An 18,114-nucleotide genomic window follows, 5' to 3' on the forward strand; every position below is an offset into this window, starting at 1 on the left:
AAAACAAAATGCAAACAAGATCCGTTACGAAGTAGTAAATAGAAGCAATTTATTGAGCAATCGAATTTCTCAAGAGAAAATTTCACTGGGAAATCCTTCTTCATTCTCTGGATATTACTATTCAAACTACTTGAAGGTTGTGGATTTTACGAGAACCGCAGCCTCGTTTATTCGAAATCCACATCGCTTAATTTTTAAGAGCTTACCGGATAAATTCCCGTTTTAGGACAAATCGAAATGGGGAACATTAGGCGAGAATTTAAAACCACATAAAATCACCACTCAGTTCGAAATACAACGAACAGGTGGCGACTTGCAGATTGTATTGGCTTGGGGTATCGTTTAAAATTAGAGTTGTTGAAAAATTAATTCTCCGTCCGTTTCTGTTTTATGAAAACGGTCGATCGAAGCAGTTTCGTTCCTCTGAACTATGGAATTTTCAAAAACTCTATTGTAGTAGTTTCTACTTTCTAAGGTTTTGAGACGCACCTAAGCCCGACCCTTCTTCGTTTTTTTTACTTTGACGGACTTTTGTTTTTTTCCGCTCTTTTCATTATCGACGGAAATTTCGGGCTCATCATCGTAATCAATCGTGGAATAAATTTCAGACTCCGGATGAGGTGAAGCATAATCCCCGCTGCTTGAGCCCTTGGAAACGGAATGCGAACCTTTTTTCAGATCCTCTTCGGTTCCCATGATGAGAATATAAAGACTCGGCATCACGGTTAAAACCAAAAACAACGCAGATGCCAAACCTCCTACCATCACCGTCGCAAGAGGTCTTTGCACGTCGGAACCTACACCCGATGCCATCGTCGCGGGAATTAGTCCCAATAACGCAAGTAACATCGTCATCAATCGAGGTCGAAGCTGAGTGACCGCGGAAAGAATCGCGGATTCTCTGACAGACATCATAATATCGTCGTGCCGCAGGTGATTCGCCTTAGAGACAAACAAAATTCCCGCCATCGTTGCGATTCCAAAGAGGGAAATAAAACCCACACCAGCGGAAACGTTGAAGTAATATCCTCGAGCAAGAAGCGCGTAGATTCCTCCCAAAAGAGAAAGAGGAATACAAGAAAGCGCAACAATCACGGATCTGAGATCTCGATACAACATAAAGAGAAGTCCGAAAATGATTCCGATCGTGACTGGAATCACGATCGCGAGCTGCTTACCAACCCGTGCGAGGTTTTCGTACTGTCCTCCATAGCGAACTTCAAACCCTTCCGGGATCTTCACTTCCTTCTTTACTCTTTCCTGAAGTTCGGAAACAAAACCGCCTTGATCTCGTCCGCGCACATTCAAACGAACCGTAATCGTTCTTTTTCCGTCCTGTCGAAAGATCATCGTCGGAGAATCTTCCTGCGTTATATCCGCTAGCTCGGAAAGAGGGATCCTTTCCCCCTTGGGAGAAATAATCGGAATGTTTGCGATCTCTCTTGCAGATTGACGATAGTCTTTTGCAAAACGAACAGCAATTCCGAATAACGCTCTTTCTTTGGGAGGAGTGTCCATAGGACCTTCGTACAAATAGCTGATTGGTTCCATCCCGACCGCCGCCTCGATCACGTCCTGAATATCGCTGATATTGATTCCGTAACGTGCCGCTATGGCCCGTTTGAGACGGATCACAAGTTGAGGAGCCGGACCTTCCTGTTCGATTCCGTATTCGCTTGCTCCTTTCATCTTGGAAACGATATCCAGAATCTGCTGCGCGATATGACGCATCTCCGTTAAGTCCTGTCCCGATACGAAAACCGCAAGATCGGCGATCGTTCCCATGATCGCCTCGGAAAGGTTGTCCATAATCGGCTGAGAAAAGCTCACCTTCACACCGGGCAATCCTTCCTCAAGATCGTTCCGCATTCGGATGAGAAGTTGTTCTTTGGTGATCTTTTCGTGCCAATTTTTATAATCCTTTAAACCGACATAGACTTCCAACCGGTTCGGAGGAAGCGGGTCCGTTCCGTCGTCATTCCTTCCATACTGGGAAAGAATCATATTGACTTGTTCGTTTTTGTAGATCATCCCTCGAATCTTAGGAATGAACTTTTTCGCTTCGGGAAGAGAAATCCCTACGGGAAAATACAGACGCAGAGTAAATCCCCCCCTCGTCTAGAGAAGGAAGAAATTCCGTTCCGAGAGACATCATACCGACGATCAAAAGCCCAGTAACTCCCGTGAACGCGATCGTAACGACCCGTTTGGAACGTTCTACGAGAAAATGTACGATCTTTTCGTATTTTCGTTCCACCCATTCGTAAACGGGGTTATGCCATTCAATCGGTCCCGGATTTTTCGACTCGAAGTATCTTCTGTAAAAATACGACATCAAAACCGGAACGACCGTCATCGTAAATAATAAGGCTCCGAAGATCGCAAAGGACAACGTGAACGCCATTGGTTTAAAGAGACGTCCTTCGATTCTTTCAAAAGAGAAGATCGGAAGATAGGCAAGAATGATAATGAGAATCGCGAACAAAACTTCCGTTCCCACCTCGGTCGCGCAGTCGTATGTGAAACGAATGATTCCTTTTTGTTTTTCGGCGGGGGTCGCATTTTTATAACGGCGCATGATGTTTTCCACCATCACCACCGCACTATCCACGACGATCCCGAAGTCCACAGCGCCGAGTGACAAAAGACTCGCTGAAATTCCGGAAGCGTTCATCATCGTAAACGAAAACAAAAGTGCAAACGGAATCGTTGCTACGACCACAATCGAGGCCCGCAAACTTCCGATAAAAAAGATCACCACCAAACTCACAACCGCGATCCCTTCGAGCAAGGTGGTTCCCACCGTTCTTAGAGTGTATTTTACGAGATCTCCTCGGTCGTATGTATTCCGAAGTCTTGTGCCGTCCGGCATATAACGATCGTTGATCTCTTGGACTTTGGCACGGACTCGATCCCCGAAGGCGTTCGGTTCCACCCATCTTCTCATCGCGACCAGTCCCTGCACCGCAGAATCGACGTCGATCAAACCTTCTTGATCGTTTTGGACCGTATAACCCAAAACACCGCTCGGAATCGGATGTGAAATTTCCACGGAGCCGATGTCTCTTACGAAAACCGGAACCCCGTTTACTGTTTTGACGACGATGTCCTCGATGTCCTCGGGAGTTCTAATCGCTCCCAAAGAACGGATCGGCAATGATTGTTCCCCTTGTAAGAGGAAGTTACCGCCCGTGTTCAAGTTATTACTTTTGATCGCGTCGATCACGTCCCCAACGGTCACGCTATACCGAATCAGTTTTTCGGGAGAAGTCACGACATGGAATTGTTTCGGCAAACCTCCGAACGTCACGACATCCGCGATCCCGGAAACCTGAAGCAGCTTCGGAATCACGATCCAGTCTTGGATGGTTCTGAGTTCCATCGGAGTATGATTTCCCGTAGTAGACTCGACCACGTAACGATACACCTCGCCCACAGGAGAACTCATCGGTGCGAGAGTTGGAGTGACTTCTTCGGGAATGACCGCGTCGCGGACTTTCTCCATCAAACGCATACGGGCAAAGTAGTCGTCCGTTCCTTCCTCGAAAACGAACTGAAACACCACAAGACCGTTGATGGTTCTGGATCTTCTTACGATCAAGTTCGGAGTGGAATGAAGAACGCGCTCGATCGGCATCGTTACCCTTTCTTCCACTTCCAGCGTGGCCTTACCCGGAAACTTTGCGACGAGACGAACCTGAGTGTCTGCGATATCCGAATATGCTTCTTTTCTAATATCAAGCCAGGACCAAACCCCGACCGCCAATAATAATGTAGCCGCGGCTAACGTGAAAAATCTGTAACGAAGCGCCGTTTCAATGAGTAAATTTAAAACTTTCATGGATGTTATCTCGTATCGAATAAGTAGCCGACTTGGATGAGCAGCTGAGGATTTTTATAATCCCCCTTGCCGATTCCGCCTCCGACCTGGAGGAAAAAATTACCGAGCAAAAAATCGTAGGTAAGTCCCACGTATTGCTGATTCAAATGTACTTTTTGTCTGTCACGGCTTTCGTATTCGAGATATAAGGCCAAATCGGAAGACTGTTCCGTTACATACGAACGAATGATCAAATCCTCGTAGGTGGGATCTCTATGAGTATAACCGGGAAAGGAAGAGCCGGACGGATAAGAATTCTGCCCACCCCGGCCGATTTCCGACTCGAACGGATCTACCTGAAACTTTCCGAATACAAGAGAAATACTATGTGCAATCACGGGAGTTTTCCAAAAACTATAACCGATATCCACCTGACCTCCCCACCAATGAGAGTTCCATTTCCCTCCGGAAACGCGCAGAACAACATCCTTGTAATAGTAGCCAAGATTGAGGTTGATACTTCCCGGAGAGCCGATGCTCGCACCGTAAACCAGAAAGTTGGTCGATTTCGGAAGAGGTTTTCCTTTGAGAATATCCTCACCCGATTCTTCTTTACCGATTCTGGTCTTTTTATCCGGATCTTCCATCCACTCGGGGGAAGGATCATCAGACTTAGGATCGGAGTTGTATTTTTGAGTTTGGGCCAGAATAGATACATTCAAAAACCCTAATGCTATAAGTAGGACTAAGAATTTCAATTTTCTCATATTAAAAACCGAAACTCAGCCCTTTCAAAAGGATCGAACCTTGAACGACAACTCTGTCACCTTTGGACAATCCTTCGATTACGTTTACACGATCTATGGTAGAAATACCTAAAGTCACTTCACGTCTGACAAACTCGTGCGGAGATTCCTCCACAAAAACGTAATTTTGTCCTTCCACGGTCACGATCGCATTAAAAGGAACAACAACCGTATCTCCGGCGGTGTCTTCTGGAAATTTCACGTTGGCGAACATTCCCGGTTTGAGTTTATATCCCGTGTTGGAAATCACGATACGAACTTTAACCGTTCTCGTCATAGGATCCACGTTGTCTCCAAGGGCCTCGGCGGTCCCGGTCCATTCTTCGCTCGGGAAAGAGGAAAATCGGACTTTGACCCGTTTTCCTTTTTTGAGTTTGGAAAGTTGGGATTCGGGAACGTCGCTGATGATCCAAGCGCTCTGCGCGCCCGATTTTCCGAGCAAAGCCGGATTCAAACCGACCGCACGAAGTTTTCCTTCGTATTCCGCGAGTTCCGCCTGATCGTTGTTCTGCTGTGTTTCGGCCTCTATCAGATCCTTTTCGGTCGCCACTCTATGTTTGAACATGTCCTTGATCCGTTCGTAATTTTTTATCGAACGGGCAAAACTGTTTCGAGAGTGAACATAACCAACGTAAAGATCGTTCAGATCAGAGGATTCAAAAAGAATGATTCTTTCATCTCCGCTTACCGAGGGAGAAGTGGAAGCGATCAGACGGGCAGGAGCGTCTACATTGATGAATTCTCCGTCCTTTCCGATCTCCTTCGTTTTGATAATTTCAAGACCCGGACTGTTTTCCTTAAACTCGATCTTTTCCCCGTTTTCCGAAACGATCGGCTTGCTCGGAGGTAGTTTCGTTTTCTTATCTCCCTTATTCGATAAGGCTAAGATAGCAATGGAAACGATTGCAATGACTGCGGCCGCTCCGGCGATTAAAAGTGTTCTTCTAGTAAAATGTATCTTCATATCGGCTTCCTCACTTTTCTTCCGTAACAGGATCAGAGAATTTCGGAATAAGAACTCCCTGCCCTACGGAGAAATTAACTCCTTCTATCGCGTCCATTCGATCGGTTTGCAGTTTTAGCATTTCCACAACGCTGGAACGGTAGGTTTCGAAAAAATCCGTAAATTCCAATATCGTAATATAACGTTTTTCGTAACTGAGAATCATGTCCTTGGAAAGATCCGTGTATTCCTTCGTATACGTGTTTCTGAACTTTTTGTAAAGTTCGTCCTTGAGTCTCGCGGTTTCGATGGAAACGGCGACTTCGTTCTCCACTTCCAAAAGAGTGTTTTTGAGTTCCTGTTTTCTGGAAAGAATGGCTTTTTCCGACGCTTTGATGTTTCCCTGGTTTCTATCAAAGATCGGAATATTCAACTGAGCAGTGATTCCCCAATAGTTTTGGAAGGCCGTTCCCCCTCTATTGTACATCGGACCGAAAGCAAGATCAGGAATCGCATTTGCGTGTTGTAATTCCAAGTTGGCTTCTTCGTATCGAAGAGCCTGAATCGCTTTTTTAAGATCCGGCCTTTTATTACGGGCAAGTTCCAAGAGTTCGTCCCTTTTCAACTTTCCCGGTTCCAGATTGTCGAGCTGATTTTCAACGATCATCGGAACGATTTTCACGTCCGCGCTTCGGAAAGAATCGTCATTTAACAAAACACGAAGATCAGCTTCTCTTTCCAAAATTCGAATATTCAATTCTTCTCTTTCTTTTTTGAGAAAGAAATAAAGAGCCTTTAGACGAAGTACTTCCGCTTGAAGAATCGCCCTTCTTTTATAACCCATTTCCGCGGAAGTAACCGTTCTTCCCAAGGCTTCCAAACTCTGATCGTAAAAGGAAATCGCTTGTCTATAGTAGTAGATCGCATAGAAAAGTTTTCTGAGTTTCGTTACGAGTTCCCGCGCAAGATCATAAAACTCCTGTTCCCCCATTCTCGCGTTGAGTTCGGCGACTCGAACTCTTTTCCCGATCTTACCTCCGAGCAAAAATAACTGTTGGATCTGAACGACGGTTTGCCCCGAGCGGGTAAAATCGAAATAACGTTGCGTCGGCTCCGCATAAATACTCTGATCGATGAAGATGTTCGGATTCGCATAAAGTCCGGCTTGTTCGATTCCGGCCTTGCGGGCGTCTATGTTAAAGCGTGAAGCAAGGAGAAGTAAGTTGTTTTTCCAGAGTTTCTCCTCCGCGGTTTTCAAATCCAAAGTTCTTTCTTTGTCCGGTGTTGCAACCACCTCGCGTTGGATCGGATTTGGAGATTGGTTCGGAGATTCGGGAATTCCCAATCCCGGATCGGCTCCGGTCTTGCCCCCTTCCGATAGAATCGGAACCATCCATAAAAGAAGTAAAAACGTAAAAATCTTTCTCATAGGCTTCTCAAGAATGATTGTTTGCTGGTCCAGTGTACAATTCTACGCGTTTGCATTTATTTTCCCTTTTCCTTGCGTACGAATCCAATTCGTGACGAAAGAATTATCTACATTTGAATTCCGGAAAGTATGTAATCCGGAAGAAGAAAATCAAGCTGTTGGAGGTGGTAAATTCAGAAGGAGAGAAGATAATAAATAACTAAAATGAGTCTTAGGTGCGCTGAACTTTCCGGAAAAGAAGTGAACTTCCGTCTTGGAAAGTTCGAAAAAACCGGAGAATACGAGATCTAAAAAGTCGTAACGTCCTCTTAGACAAACTACAAGATCTTTAGCTTCGATACCGGATTGAATTTCGGAACGCGTTTTACGATGCGATTGATTTTGAATCTTTTTCGCAAGAGCGAAATGAATTTCTCCACCTCGAACGTCTAGAAATGCAAGATCAAAGGTTCCATCTTCCTCGCACGGCAATACGATTACCGTGGTCAGAACAAGAATCAGGAATCGATGGATCCAACGGACCTTCATTAAGTCCCACAATTCTAAAGTAGGTTTAGGCTTACAAACGTTTTTCGATTTTTAATATTTAAAAAGATAATACTATTACTGGGATTTATAGGGTCCTTTCTCGAAAATCCATCACTTTGTCTTGGAACGAGGTTCGTGGCATGATAAGTTATTTTTGAAATAGATTCTAATAAGTCATGGGGCTACGTGCTCTACACGCACTACCGTTCCATTTCGCATTAAAACCCTAATTTCCAAATCCGGTTTTGCACCAGGCTTGTAACGACTGATCGGTCTCGTATAAACAAAGGCTTCGATGCTGTTGGTTCTAAATTGAATCCGATCGGGATTTCCTAAAAATTCCTTCACAAAAATTCTATTTTGTCCCTGTAAGGTATTTTTGATCTCGGATCTCAATCTAAGGCTCTTTTCGATTTCCGGATCCAAAGCGACAAGTTCAGAGGCCCGGTTCGTTTGAGAAGATTCCTCCGTTTTTTCAGGACCGATCAGTTGCTTGAGAACAAGTTTCTCACACTTTTCCCGATCTCCGAAAGTTTCCATACAATCGGCGTAGATCTGTTTCACCGATTCCTTTTGGGGCGCAGTGGTACAGGAACTCAGAATTCCCAATTCACAAACCAAAATAAACGTAATAATACGAAGCTTCAGCGCTTTCGTCTCCGACTTGTCTTTCTTTCGGTCCCTCCTCCCGAACTGGTCGTAACAGTTACCGTAGGACTGGGAGTTCCACTCGAAAGCTCTTGAAATCCTCCAGTAACTTCTTGCCCTACTTTTTTATATTCCCGCCTTTCTTCCGGTAGTTTGGAATTTTCCGATACTTCCACACGAAAAAGAAAGTTTACGACTTCGTTTTTCAAATTCTCGATCGCCACATCGAACATTCTAAAACCTTGAAGTTTATATTCCACGAGAGGATTTCTTTCGCTATAACCTACGGTCCAGATTCCTTCTCTCAAATGATCCATGGAATAAAGATGCTCTTTCCAACGATGATCTAGGATGTCCAAAAAAATATTTCTTTCCAGAAGTTTCCAAATATCCTTACCGATCCTTTCGGCTCTATCTTCGTATTTCTGTTTCGCAGCCGCATTCACTTTTTCAAAAAGAGCGAGTTGAGGGTTTTTGGTTTTTTTGAAATCTTCTTCGTTGATTTCTAAGTTCAGCTCAAGACCTTCCAGCCATTCTTTTAAAGAATCCAAATTCCAACTGGAAGGATTATTCCCCTCGCAGTGAGCAACAATCTGATTCTCCACCGCCTCTTCTATAAAACTCAAAATCAAAGAAGAGATATCCTCGTTTTCGAGAACTTCGTTTCTCATTTTGTAGATTACGATTCGCTGGCGATTCATTACATCATCGTATTCGAGAAGATGTTTCCGGATATCGAAGTTATGCCCTTCCACTCTCTTCTGAGCGCGCGCGATCGCGTTACTCACCATTTTACTTTCTATCTCTTGTCCTTCCGGCATATTCGCCCATTTCATAAGTCCGGAGATTCGATCCGATCCGAAAATTCTCATAAGATCGTCTTGAAGAGATAAGTAAAAACGACTGGAGCCAGGATCCCCCTGACGGCCGGAACGGCCTCGGAGCTGATTATCGATCCGTCTCGCCTCATGCCTCTCGGTTCCGAGGATATGAAGACCTCCCGCAGCCAAAACGTCTTCGTGATTTTTTTTCCAGATCTTGACAGACTCGAGAATTTCAGATGCACGTTTTTGTTTAACAGAAGAATCCATTTCCCGAATCAGCAACTCCGCATTGTCCAATTCCTGTTTTAAAATCGACTCCTTAAACCGCCTGACAAGATCGTCGTCGTCCTTCCAGGTTTCTAGATTCTCTTTATAAAGCTGCGCGCCGCCGAGAACGATATCAGTCCCCCTTCCCGCCATATTCGTTGCAATCGTAACTGCTCCCGGTTTTCCCGCATTGGCGACGATCTCCGCTTCCCGCTCGTGAAATTTCGCATTCAACACGTTATGCTGAATTCCCGCGGATGAAAGCATTTTAGAAAGCATCTCCGATTTTTCAATGGAGATCGTTCCCACGAGAACCGGTTGTTTTTTGGATTGGAGTTCCCGAATTTCGGCAAGAATTGCGTCGAACTTTTCCTTTTCAGTTCTATATACACGATCGGGGGAATCCTTTCTCCGAACCGAAACGTTAGGCGGAATTACAATCACATCCAGATCGTAGATTTTCCTAAATTCCTCCGCTTCCGTGTCTGCGGTTCCCGTCATACCGGCAAGTTTGTCGTACATTCTAAAATAATTCTGGAACGTAATCGAAGCGAGAGTCTGGGACTCTTTTGCAATTGTAACACTTTCCTTGGCTTCAAGAGCTTGATGAAGTCCGTCGGAATATCTTCTTCCCGCCATCAAACGTCCGGTAAATTCGTCCACTATGATAACCTCTCCGTTTTGAACGACGTAGTCCACGTCCTTCTGAAAGATTTTATGCGCTTTTAGAGCCTGGTGAACGTGATGCACAAGGTCCACGTTTTCCGGAGCATATAGATTTTCGATCCCTAGAATTTCCTCCACGTGGGAAACCCCTTTTTCGGAAAGAAGAACGTTACGCGCCTTTTCATCCACCTCGAAATCTTCGATTGCGACCAACTTAGGTATAATCTTATTGATACGAACATATTTATCGGTGGTCTCGTCGGAAGAACCCGAAATGATCAGAGGGGTCCTTGCTTCGTCGATCAGAATCGAATCGACCTCGTCCACGATTGCGAAAAAATGGGATCTCTGAACTTTGTGATCCTTGTGGGAAACCATGTTATCCCTCAGATAATCAAAACCGAATTCGTTGTTAGTTCCGTACGTAATATCCGCGGAATAAGCAATCTTCCTTTGTTCGTGGTCCATATCGTGTTGAATCACTCCCACGGAAATCCCGAGGAAGTCGTAGATCGGCTTCATCCAATTCGCGTCCCTCTTTGCGAGATAGTCGTTTACTGTGACTACATGAACCCCCTTGCCCGCGAGGGAATTGAGATAAACCGCGAGAGTGGAAGTCAAAGTCTTACCTTCCCCGGTTTTCATTTCGGCGATATTTCCTCTGTGAAGAGCGATTCCTCCCATCATTTGAACGTCGAAATGTCTCATTCCCATCGTGCGCAAGGAAACTTCCCGTACCGTCGCAAAGGCTTCGGGAAGAATTGAATCCAAAGATTCTCCCCGAGCGATCCTCTCGCGAAACTTTTGCGTTTGAGAGGAAAGTAGAGAATCGCTCATCTCTTTCATTTCTTTTTCCAAAGAATTGATCTGTCCGACAATCGGGATGAGTTTCTTTAAGTCTCGTTCGAATTTACTTCCGAGGATCACCCGGAGAATGTTCTGAATCATATTCATTTTTCCGTATATTCTATCATTTGAATCATTTCTTTTAAGATTATCAAGTCCAAACCCGATCCGAAAGAAGTCCGCAAAGGACCTTTCGTGATTCCCAAACTCCTCTAAGTTTGATCATCCGTTTTCGGCCGCAACAAAGTCGGGGCTTTGCGGAATGAAAGCGGACCGATCCACTGTAGAATCGGGTGTAAGATCGAGGATCGCTGCGAAAACTCTTCGCCCGACGTTTTCCATTTGAGACCTCAAAATCTCCGTGTCAGGTCCGGGAACCCAACTTCGGATAAAATCTGAATGTACCACTCGCCACACCTTGAGCATAGAAGCCGTAACTTCCATATGACACTGAATTCCGAAAATTCGATCCTGAAAGGAAAACATCTGATTGGAATACATTTCGCTCTTTAAAAGATGTTTTGCCCCTTGTGGAATCGAAAAGATATCTTCGTGAAGATGAAACGCGGGAAAAGAAGTGATTCCGTCGAATACAAGATGAGTAGGCTCCTGAACCTGAACATCGTAAAAACCTACTTCCGGTCCTTTCTCACCCCGTCGGACTTCCCCACCAAGCGCTTTGGAAATAATTTGCGCACCGAGACAAATTCCGATCACTTTGCGATTAGGCATCGATGCCGTGTAACGTACTAAATTTAACCAAGGCTCGAAGAAAGGAACGAGTGCCGGATCCGTAACGGACTGAGGTCCTCCGAGAAGAACGATCAAATCGAAAACCAAATGTGCGTCGGGAAACGGCCTTACCCTCGAATCGTATGCATTGTGATAGGTGATTTTATAATTTCTTTCCTTTAAGGAATCGAGTAGAATACCAGGCCCCTCACAATCCTTAAATCGAACGATCAAACTCCTCATGAAGATCCCGCCATTCTTTTGAAAAAAAGGACTTTTTGATCCACGCTTAACCTTTGCGGGTTCGCCTCTTCACTGATCGGTCCGATAAAATTATAATAGAGTACAAAAGGTTTCGTTTTAAAAAGAAGCGTTTCAGGAGTCCCCGTAACGATAGAACCCGTTCTACTTACCCGAAACGGTTTTTTCATAAGAAGCGTCGGAACTTGGATTCCGTACTTACGAATTTCTTCCTTGACCAAAAAAATCCCCTTGGTCAATAATTCCTCTTCCGACATCGTCTCCGCTTCATCAAAAAACAAAGTCGGATCCACTGCCATATAAAATTGAATCTTAGGATCTTTTTGCATATCCTGATAAAGGTAGTTGAGAGCGGGAATTTCTTTGATACAAGGAACGCAATTCGGCCCATAAACGTTTAAGACCAACCGAGGCGCCTCGACTTCTGAAAGCCGAACCAGTGTTCCGTCCAAAGTAATTCCTTGGAACTCATGAATCCCCAGATTGGGTTGTTCCGACAATGTACAATGAACCGTCAATATGCAGAAAACAAAACAGAGAAGAATCCGATTCATCAAGTAGATATAACTTCCTAAGAAAAAAGAAGAAATGATACGGAAATGGGGTTCCGAGTTCATGGATAATACCAAAAGAAAGCCTAACAGATGGAAATTCAAGGAATAAAATCGAAGGTATCCTTTCTATCGAATTATCTTTTTTTACTCCCCTTTGCGAAAACCGGTTTAATCGAAAGACGCTCGCCTATTCTCTAAATAGACCTTCAACTTTCAAAATGAAAAACAAAGATAATTTTTTTCCATCACTTTTCCGGAGGAAGTACAATATAGCTTAAATTGATCTTTGTCTTTTCTCCTCCTTCAAAAAGAGAGGAATTGAACTTGAACTCCACTTCCGCGGGAAAAATCATATTTGTATAAGGATAAGAACCGAGACGGTTTTCTTTTTTCAATTTGTTCTTAATGATAGAACCTAAATATTGAAACGAGCCGATCCAATCTTCCCCTATTTCAAACCCTTCCATCCGTTCCACGGTCCCTGAAAAACTCATAGTCGCATAGTAAGAATCCTGAATCGCCCTGGACTCGGAAGGAGTCAACTTTCGATTGAACCGAATGAGAAAACCGGGAGTTTCTCTCGCATGAAAGTAAAGGTAGTTCGCAAACTTTTCCCAAGTATCCGGCTTTTTGATGTGGGGAATTTCCACCTTGTAATGATGATCCTTTTCCACAGGTTCGAGACACTCCCCCGAACGATTGAAATGATCGCAGAGAGTGACGGAAGTTATTTCCAGTTGTACGGGAACACAGGCCCCCGAAAAAGACAACAAGTGAAATAAGAATGCAAAAGGAACAATATTATGTTTTACTGATATTCTGAACATAGGATTCTCTTAAACTCGTAAAAAAGTAAACCGCTTCCGTCGTTTTGAAAAAGGAAGGCGCCGTTTCACGATAGACCATTTTTTGTTTTTGATAGTTGTAAACCGTTTCGGCATACACTCCGTTGAATAGATAAATCCTATGGAAATCGTCTTGGATACTCGAAATCACGACGGAATGGTTGCAAAGATATCCCGGAAAAATACGAACGCCCCTATCTCTTTCAATTGCAGCGTTTTGAATCGAGAGACATTCTTTCTGAATGGAAGGAAGTTCTTCCCTATGAATTCTTCTTTTGAAGGAAAGGATTTTAGTGTGTCTTCCAGGAGACTGATTCCAAAGTTCCTCTTCCGGATCCTTCCAAGCAGGCATTGAGTTACTTTCATACAAAGTTGCGGAAAATTTTTTTTCGGTCTTTGTTTTGATAGAATAGAAGATTTCCGCATTCTCGTAAACGACCACGATAAAAAAAGAAGCTCCAGGTGGTTTGGCCAATTTTCCCTTGATAGGCGTATTCTTCTTTGAGGAATCCAAATCAACTCCCAGAATTCGTTTTCGAATCGAAATAATCCAGAATTATTTTATTCAACCACCTTCCATCCGGAATTTCCGGGGTGGGATCCGTCAAAAATCCCACATGTCCGCCTTTGGGACTGAGAATGGTTTGGATTTGAGGAAGTTTATCCCAACAAATCGTTTCCCAATCGAATGGAGGAACGACAGGATCGTCTTCCGAATGGATTACGATTCCCGGATGACGGATGTTAGGAATGTATCGAATGCTCGAACAGTCTTGATAATACTCAACTGCCCCTTTGTATCCGAAAAACGGAGCGGTAACCTGATCGTCAAATTCGAAGAACGTTTTTACCCGAAACGCGTTTTTTTCTAGTTCGGGTGGAAGTTGAATGACTTTGTTTTTGATTTTTTTACGAAATCCCGACACGAAACGATTCCTATAAAATCTTGCCTTCCTCGAATCAATAAATTTACAACCTTTGAAAAGATCCAAAGGAGGATTTGTGGAAGAAAAAGCTTCCACTTTGTGATTTCTTTTTTCTCCGAGATACTTTAAGACGAGACTCGCCGAAAGGGAAAAACCGGAAAGAAAAATCCTATGAGATAACTTCTTCCAAACGAAATCGATCACGTCCTGAACGTCTTTCGTTTGACCGATGTTATACGTTCCCTTGGAAAATCCCTGACCTCGCCCACAGTTTCTGAGATTCATTCGAACACACCCGTAACCTCTCAGTAAAGCGCTCTGCGCGAGGCTCACTAGATATGCACTGTCGGAAGTTCCCTCCATTCCGTGAATCATTACGAGATAAATTCCGTTCCAAACCGGACCTGAAGAAGAATAATGAGCGATCGGAGGATTGTGTTCCAACCAGAGAGCATCTCCCGAATTATCCGAAAGTTGCAGGAGAATATCCTCAAAATAAAACTTACTTCTGAGGTGATTTTCGGGAGGAAAGAAAGTACTGTAAACGGTCTGAAGATGTCCGCTTTTAAAGAATCGTTTCGGTTTGAAGGATTGGAAACTCATAAAAGACATCTAACGTTCCGATTAGATTCCCTGAAAAAATTCGTCCCAATCTTCCATCTGTTCTTTGTCGATACGAGAGGTTTTCTTCGCGAACTTATGAAGCCTTCTTAGAAAATCAACTCCCCGTTTTACGATGGCCGGGTCGTCCGGGTGCATATCGGAAAGATAAAAATTTACGAACTCGTCGAGTTCAAAGGAGCCGATGTCCTTGATGAGAACTTCTTCCTGAGTCTCTTTTTCTCCTTCTAAAAATAAAAGGGAAGAAAATTCCAGAAAGAGTTCGCTTAAGTTTTGATCCTCTTTCGGATTTCTTCCTTTCTGATACGGAGAAGTTAAAAATTCTTTTAAGAATTCCTCTAAGGATAACGTCTTAGACAAGGGAAAAAATTCCGATTAATTAAAATCGATTTTTGTAGCGAGTTTGTCTACGATCCCGTATTGGATCGCTTCTTCCGCATCCATGTAGTAGTCACGGTCCGTGTCTTCTTCCAATTTAGAAACTGGATGTCCACAAGCGTCCGCAAGAATCTGATTCAACTTCGCTTTTGTCTTGAGAATTTCTTCGGCGTGGATTTTTAAATCGGTAGCAGGGGCTACGATCTGTCCTCCAATACTCGGTTGGTGAATCATCACTTTTCCGTTCGGCCAAATGGAACGTTCTCCCTTTGTTCCCGCCGCAAGCAGAACCGAACCCATAGAAGCCGCCATTCCCATACAAACTGTGTGAACGGGAGAAGAAATCATTTTGATCGTATCGAATACGGTCATTCCAGAAGTGACGACACCGCCGGGGCTATTGATATAAAACGTAATGGGTTTACCCGGGTCTTTCATTTCCAGGTAGAGAAGTTTTCCGACCAAGTCTTTGGATGATTCGTCGGTTACCGGACCCCAAAGAAAAATCTTTCTGTGGTCGAGGAATTTTTTGGAAATTTTACTTCCTGTGAGTTCTTCGAATACTTCCGTGATTTTTTCTATTTCTGGCATTCCTGAACCTTTCCTTTATTAGTTGGTAAAGTCCAGTTTCTTCTTCCTCATTTTTATGAAAACTCCAATACAAGTAAAACTAGAGAAGATTGCGTAGAAAATCCGAATAAAATGGATGGGAGGAAGCGGAAATTGTTTTCCGGGACGAAATGCATTCAATCTGGAAGCCAGAACGGGTTTCAGTTCGTTATTGTTCGAAGTTTCCCGAAATTTCACGATATGAGCGTTTTCGCTCAAAAGATAAAACCTTCTAGCTTCTCTTTCCAAAGCCACTTGATCGTTTTTTAAAATCTTCTGCTTCTCTTCCAATTGTCGATTTTCGTAGGTAAGTCTTTCCACATCCAGCCGTAGGGATGCAAGAGATTCCTCAAGTTGGGACCTTACTACGATTCCGGATTCACCCAGAACGACAAAATAGAAGAGTCCGCCAAGAAAGCAAGAGAACCAAAAGACTTTTGTCGAAAGAGTAGTCATCATTGATCCCGTTTCCTAAATTCCTTTTTCCCGAAATCGATTCTCACACAAAAATTCGAACCGAATTCTTAGTTTTTATGGACTCTTAGAACTTCCAGTCCAAATGATCGGAAAACATTCTTATAGATTATAAAAAGTTTCCTTACCTTTGTAAACCGCGGATTTTCCGAGTTCTTCTTCGATTCTCAGAAGTTCGTTATATTTCGCGATTCGATCCGTTCTAGAAAGAGAACCTGTCTTGATCTGCCCCGCATTAGTCGCAACCGCAATGTGAGAAATCGTAACATCCTCCGTTTCTCCACTTCTATGGCTCACGACATTCGTGTATTTCGCCTTTTTCGCCATTTCGATCGACGCAAGAGTTTCCGAGAGGGAACCGATCTGATTCACCTTGATGAGAATCGAATTCCCGACTCCGGAAGTTATTCCCTTGGAGAGTTTCTCGATGTTCGTCACAAAAAGATCGTCTCCCACGAGCTGAATTTTTTTTCCCAACTTTTCGGAAAGAAGTTTCCAGCCGTCCCAATCATTCTCGTCCAGTCCGTCTTCGATCGTAATGATCGGATATTTGGAGACGAGATTCGCATAATAATCCACCAGTTCTGCACTGGAGAACTCCTTATTATTTTCGGCACCGAGTACGTATTTCTTTTTGCTTTTGTCATAAAACTCGGAAGAAGCCGCATCTAAACCCAATAAAACGTCTTTTTCCGGTTTATACCCTGCTTTTTCGATCGCCTGGAGAATAACTTCGATCGCTTCCACGTTGCTCGTAAGATCAGGAGCAAAGCCGCCTTCGTCACCAACCGCGGTGTTCAATTTCTTACCTTTGAGGACCGACTTTAAAGAATGGAACACTTCGGCCCCCATTCTAAGTCCCTCACGAAAATTTTTGGCCCCCACAGGAAGAATCATAAACTCCTGAAAATCCACATTGTTGTCCGCGTGCGCTCCTCCGTTAATAATGTTCATCATAGGAACCGGAAGTTCACGGGCAAAGTTTCCGCCGATATAACGATATAAAGGAAGTTTAGAATGAAAAGCAGCCGCTTTTGCTACCGCAAGAGAAGTGCCGAGAATCGCGTTGGCTCCGAGTTTACCTTTGTTTTTGGTCCCGTCTGCGTCGAGCATCAGTTGATCTACCCGGTTTTGATCCAGGGCGTCTTGACCCTTTAGTATTTCTTGAATTTTTACGTTTACATGCTCTACCGCTTTGAGAACTCCTTTCCCGAGATAACGCTGTTTATCACCGTCTCTAAGTTCGACGGCTTCGTATTCTCCGGTAGATGCTCCGGAAGGAACGGCCGCCCTACCAAAAGAACCATCCATAAGTGTTACATCCACTTCTACTGTTGGATTTCCTCGAGAGTCGATAATTTCCCTGGCTTGAATTTTCTGAATTTGAGAGTTATGAGACATTTTGTTTCCTGAGATCTATGTATGTTTTCCGTTGAATGTTCGCGATTGGCGATTTTGTTCGGAGTTAGGATTATGAAACGGTCCATATCCAAAGAAATCAAGCGGGAAACAAAAGACGACCAAACTTTGGAGACTTAAGTATATAAATCAATATGATTCCCCATTCCATTCACAAACGAGAGGATCAGGTTTCTTGATAGACAAAAGGAAACAATTTATCAAAATCAAGCTTTCCACAAATCCAATCAAGAAAGAGATTGACATCCCTCTGTTGCCTGATTTCGTAGTGTTTTTAAGCTTCTTTCCAATCTATTCAGGGAATCCGAATGAACCAAAATTCAGAATTTGACATCGTAACTCTCATCGAATTAGCAAAGCGTAACAAATATGAAAAAGCAGTTGCCGGATTCCATACGTTGGATCGGATTGAAAGACTCGAATTACCTAAAAAAATCAAAAGTAGAAAATTAGCCGTTCAGGCAATGTTTGCGCTCGCCAGCGAAGAAGTCCAATACCAATACTTTACGAAAGAAGAA

The 18,114-nt window shown here is 43.7% G+C and carries 16 protein-coding genes and 1 pseudogene (1 of these 17 cut by a window edge); 1 reads left to right on the forward strand and 16 read right to left on the reverse strand.

Annotated elements, in window-relative coordinates:
* Positions 1–489 precede the first annotated feature (489 nt).
* The 16 genes and pseudogenes from CLV95_RS01135 to eno all read right to left on the reverse strand — a co-directional run bounded on the left by CLV95_RS01135 (position 490) and on the right by eno (position 17,578).
* A pseudogene (locus CLV95_RS01135) lies at positions 490–3,841 on the reverse strand (efflux RND transporter permease subunit).
* Positions 3,842–3,846: 5 nt separating this feature from the next.
* Positions 3,847–4,587: a hypothetical protein gene (locus tag CLV95_RS01140; protein ID WP_002730670.1), complete on the reverse strand. Its 741-nt coding sequence runs from the start codon at positions 4,585–4,587 to the stop codon at positions 3,847–3,849.
* Between the two features lies 1 nt (position 4,588).
* Entirely contained in the window at positions 4,589–5,590 is a 1,002-nt protein-coding gene (locus CLV95_RS01145; RefSeq protein WP_002731744.1) for an efflux RND transporter periplasmic adaptor subunit, read from the reverse strand.
* A 10-nt stretch (positions 5,591–5,600) separates the two neighbouring features.
* Positions 5,601–6,998: a TolC family protein gene (locus tag CLV95_RS01150; RefSeq protein ID WP_002731749.1), complete on the reverse strand. Its 1,398-nt coding sequence runs from the start codon at positions 6,996–6,998 to the stop codon at positions 5,601–5,603.
* Between the two features lie 150 nt (positions 6,999–7,148).
* Positions 7,149–7,526, reverse strand: a complete 378-nt coding sequence (locus CLV95_RS01155; RefSeq protein ID WP_002721537.1) for a hypothetical protein — start codon at positions 7,524–7,526, stop codon at positions 7,149–7,151.
* Positions 7,527–7,700: 174 nt separating this feature from the next.
* Entirely contained in the window at positions 7,701–8,066 is a 366-nt protein-coding gene (locus CLV95_RS01160) for a hypothetical protein (protein ID WP_369746730.1), read from the reverse strand.
* Between the two features lie 104 nt (positions 8,067–8,170).
* Positions 8,171–10,879, reverse strand: coding sequence for a preprotein translocase subunit SecA (gene secA, locus CLV95_RS01165; RefSeq protein ID WP_002731875.1), 2,709 nt, complete (start codon positions 10,877–10,879; stop codon positions 8,171–8,173).
* Between the two features lie 120 nt (positions 10,880–10,999).
* Complete coding sequence (locus CLV95_RS01170) at positions 11,000–11,752, reverse strand: type 1 glutamine amidotransferase (protein ID WP_002721524.1); 753 nt, start codon at positions 11,750–11,752, stop codon at positions 11,000–11,002.
* Positions 11,749–12,387: a TlpA family protein disulfide reductase gene (locus CLV95_RS01175; RefSeq protein ID WP_002721567.1), complete on the reverse strand. Its 639-nt coding sequence runs from the start codon at positions 12,385–12,387 to the stop codon at positions 11,749–11,751. The genes CLV95_RS01170 and CLV95_RS01175 overlap by 4 nt, the downstream gene beginning before the upstream one ends.
* Before the next feature lie 182 nt (positions 12,388–12,569).
* Positions 12,570–13,151, reverse strand: a complete 582-nt coding sequence (lcpA, locus tag CLV95_RS01180; RefSeq protein ID WP_002721652.1) for a complement regulator-acquiring protein LcpA — start codon at positions 13,149–13,151, stop codon at positions 12,570–12,572.
* Complete coding sequence (locus CLV95_RS01185; protein WP_002721562.1) at positions 13,126–13,683, reverse strand: DUF4416 family protein; 558 nt, start codon at positions 13,681–13,683, stop codon at positions 13,126–13,128. Before CLV95_RS01185 ends, lcpA begins: the two co-directional genes overlap by 26 nt.
* 1 nt (position 13,684) lies before the next feature.
* Positions 13,685–14,698: a YheT family hydrolase gene (locus CLV95_RS01190; RefSeq protein ID WP_026054061.1), complete on the reverse strand. Its 1,014-nt coding sequence runs from the start codon at positions 14,696–14,698 to the stop codon at positions 13,685–13,687.
* A gap of 21 nt (positions 14,699–14,719) precedes the next feature.
* Entirely contained in the window at positions 14,720–15,076 is a 357-nt protein-coding gene (locus tag CLV95_RS01195) for a hypothetical protein (protein WP_002721615.1), read from the reverse strand.
* Positions 15,077–15,091: 15 nt separating this feature from the next.
* Positions 15,092–15,685 carry an ATP-dependent Clp protease proteolytic subunit gene (locus CLV95_RS01200; protein ID WP_002721522.1) on the reverse strand — a complete coding sequence of 198 codons (594 nt, stop codon included), beginning with the start codon at positions 15,683–15,685 and terminating at the stop codon, positions 15,092–15,094.
* A gap of 18 nt (positions 15,686–15,703) precedes the next feature.
* Positions 15,704–16,159 carry a septum formation initiator family protein gene (locus tag CLV95_RS01205; RefSeq protein ID WP_026054062.1) on the reverse strand — a complete coding sequence of 152 codons (456 nt, stop codon included), beginning with the start codon at positions 16,157–16,159 and terminating at the stop codon, positions 15,704–15,706.
* 120 nt (positions 16,160–16,279) lie between these two features.
* The gene (gene eno / locus CLV95_RS01210; RefSeq protein WP_002721586.1) at positions 16,280–17,578 is read right to left on the reverse strand and encodes a phosphopyruvate hydratase; all 1,299 of its coding nucleotides are present in this window, start codon (positions 17,576–17,578) and stop codon (positions 16,280–16,282) included.
* Positions 17,579–17,904: 326 nt separating this feature from the next.
* Between eno and CLV95_RS19035 the strand changes: the two genes are divergently transcribed.
* Positions 17,905–18,114 carry the start of a DNA primase gene (locus CLV95_RS19035; protein ID WP_107694840.1) on the forward strand. It continues 273 nt past the right edge of the window, so the window shows 210 of its 483 coding nt (coding positions 1–210); it begins with the start codon at positions 17,905–17,907; its stop codon lies beyond the right edge, outside the window.

The organism is Leptospira borgpetersenii serovar Javanica (assembly GCF_003046425.1).
Classification (GTDB): Bacteria; Spirochaetota; Leptospiria; order Leptospirales; family Leptospiraceae; genus Leptospira; species Leptospira borgpetersenii.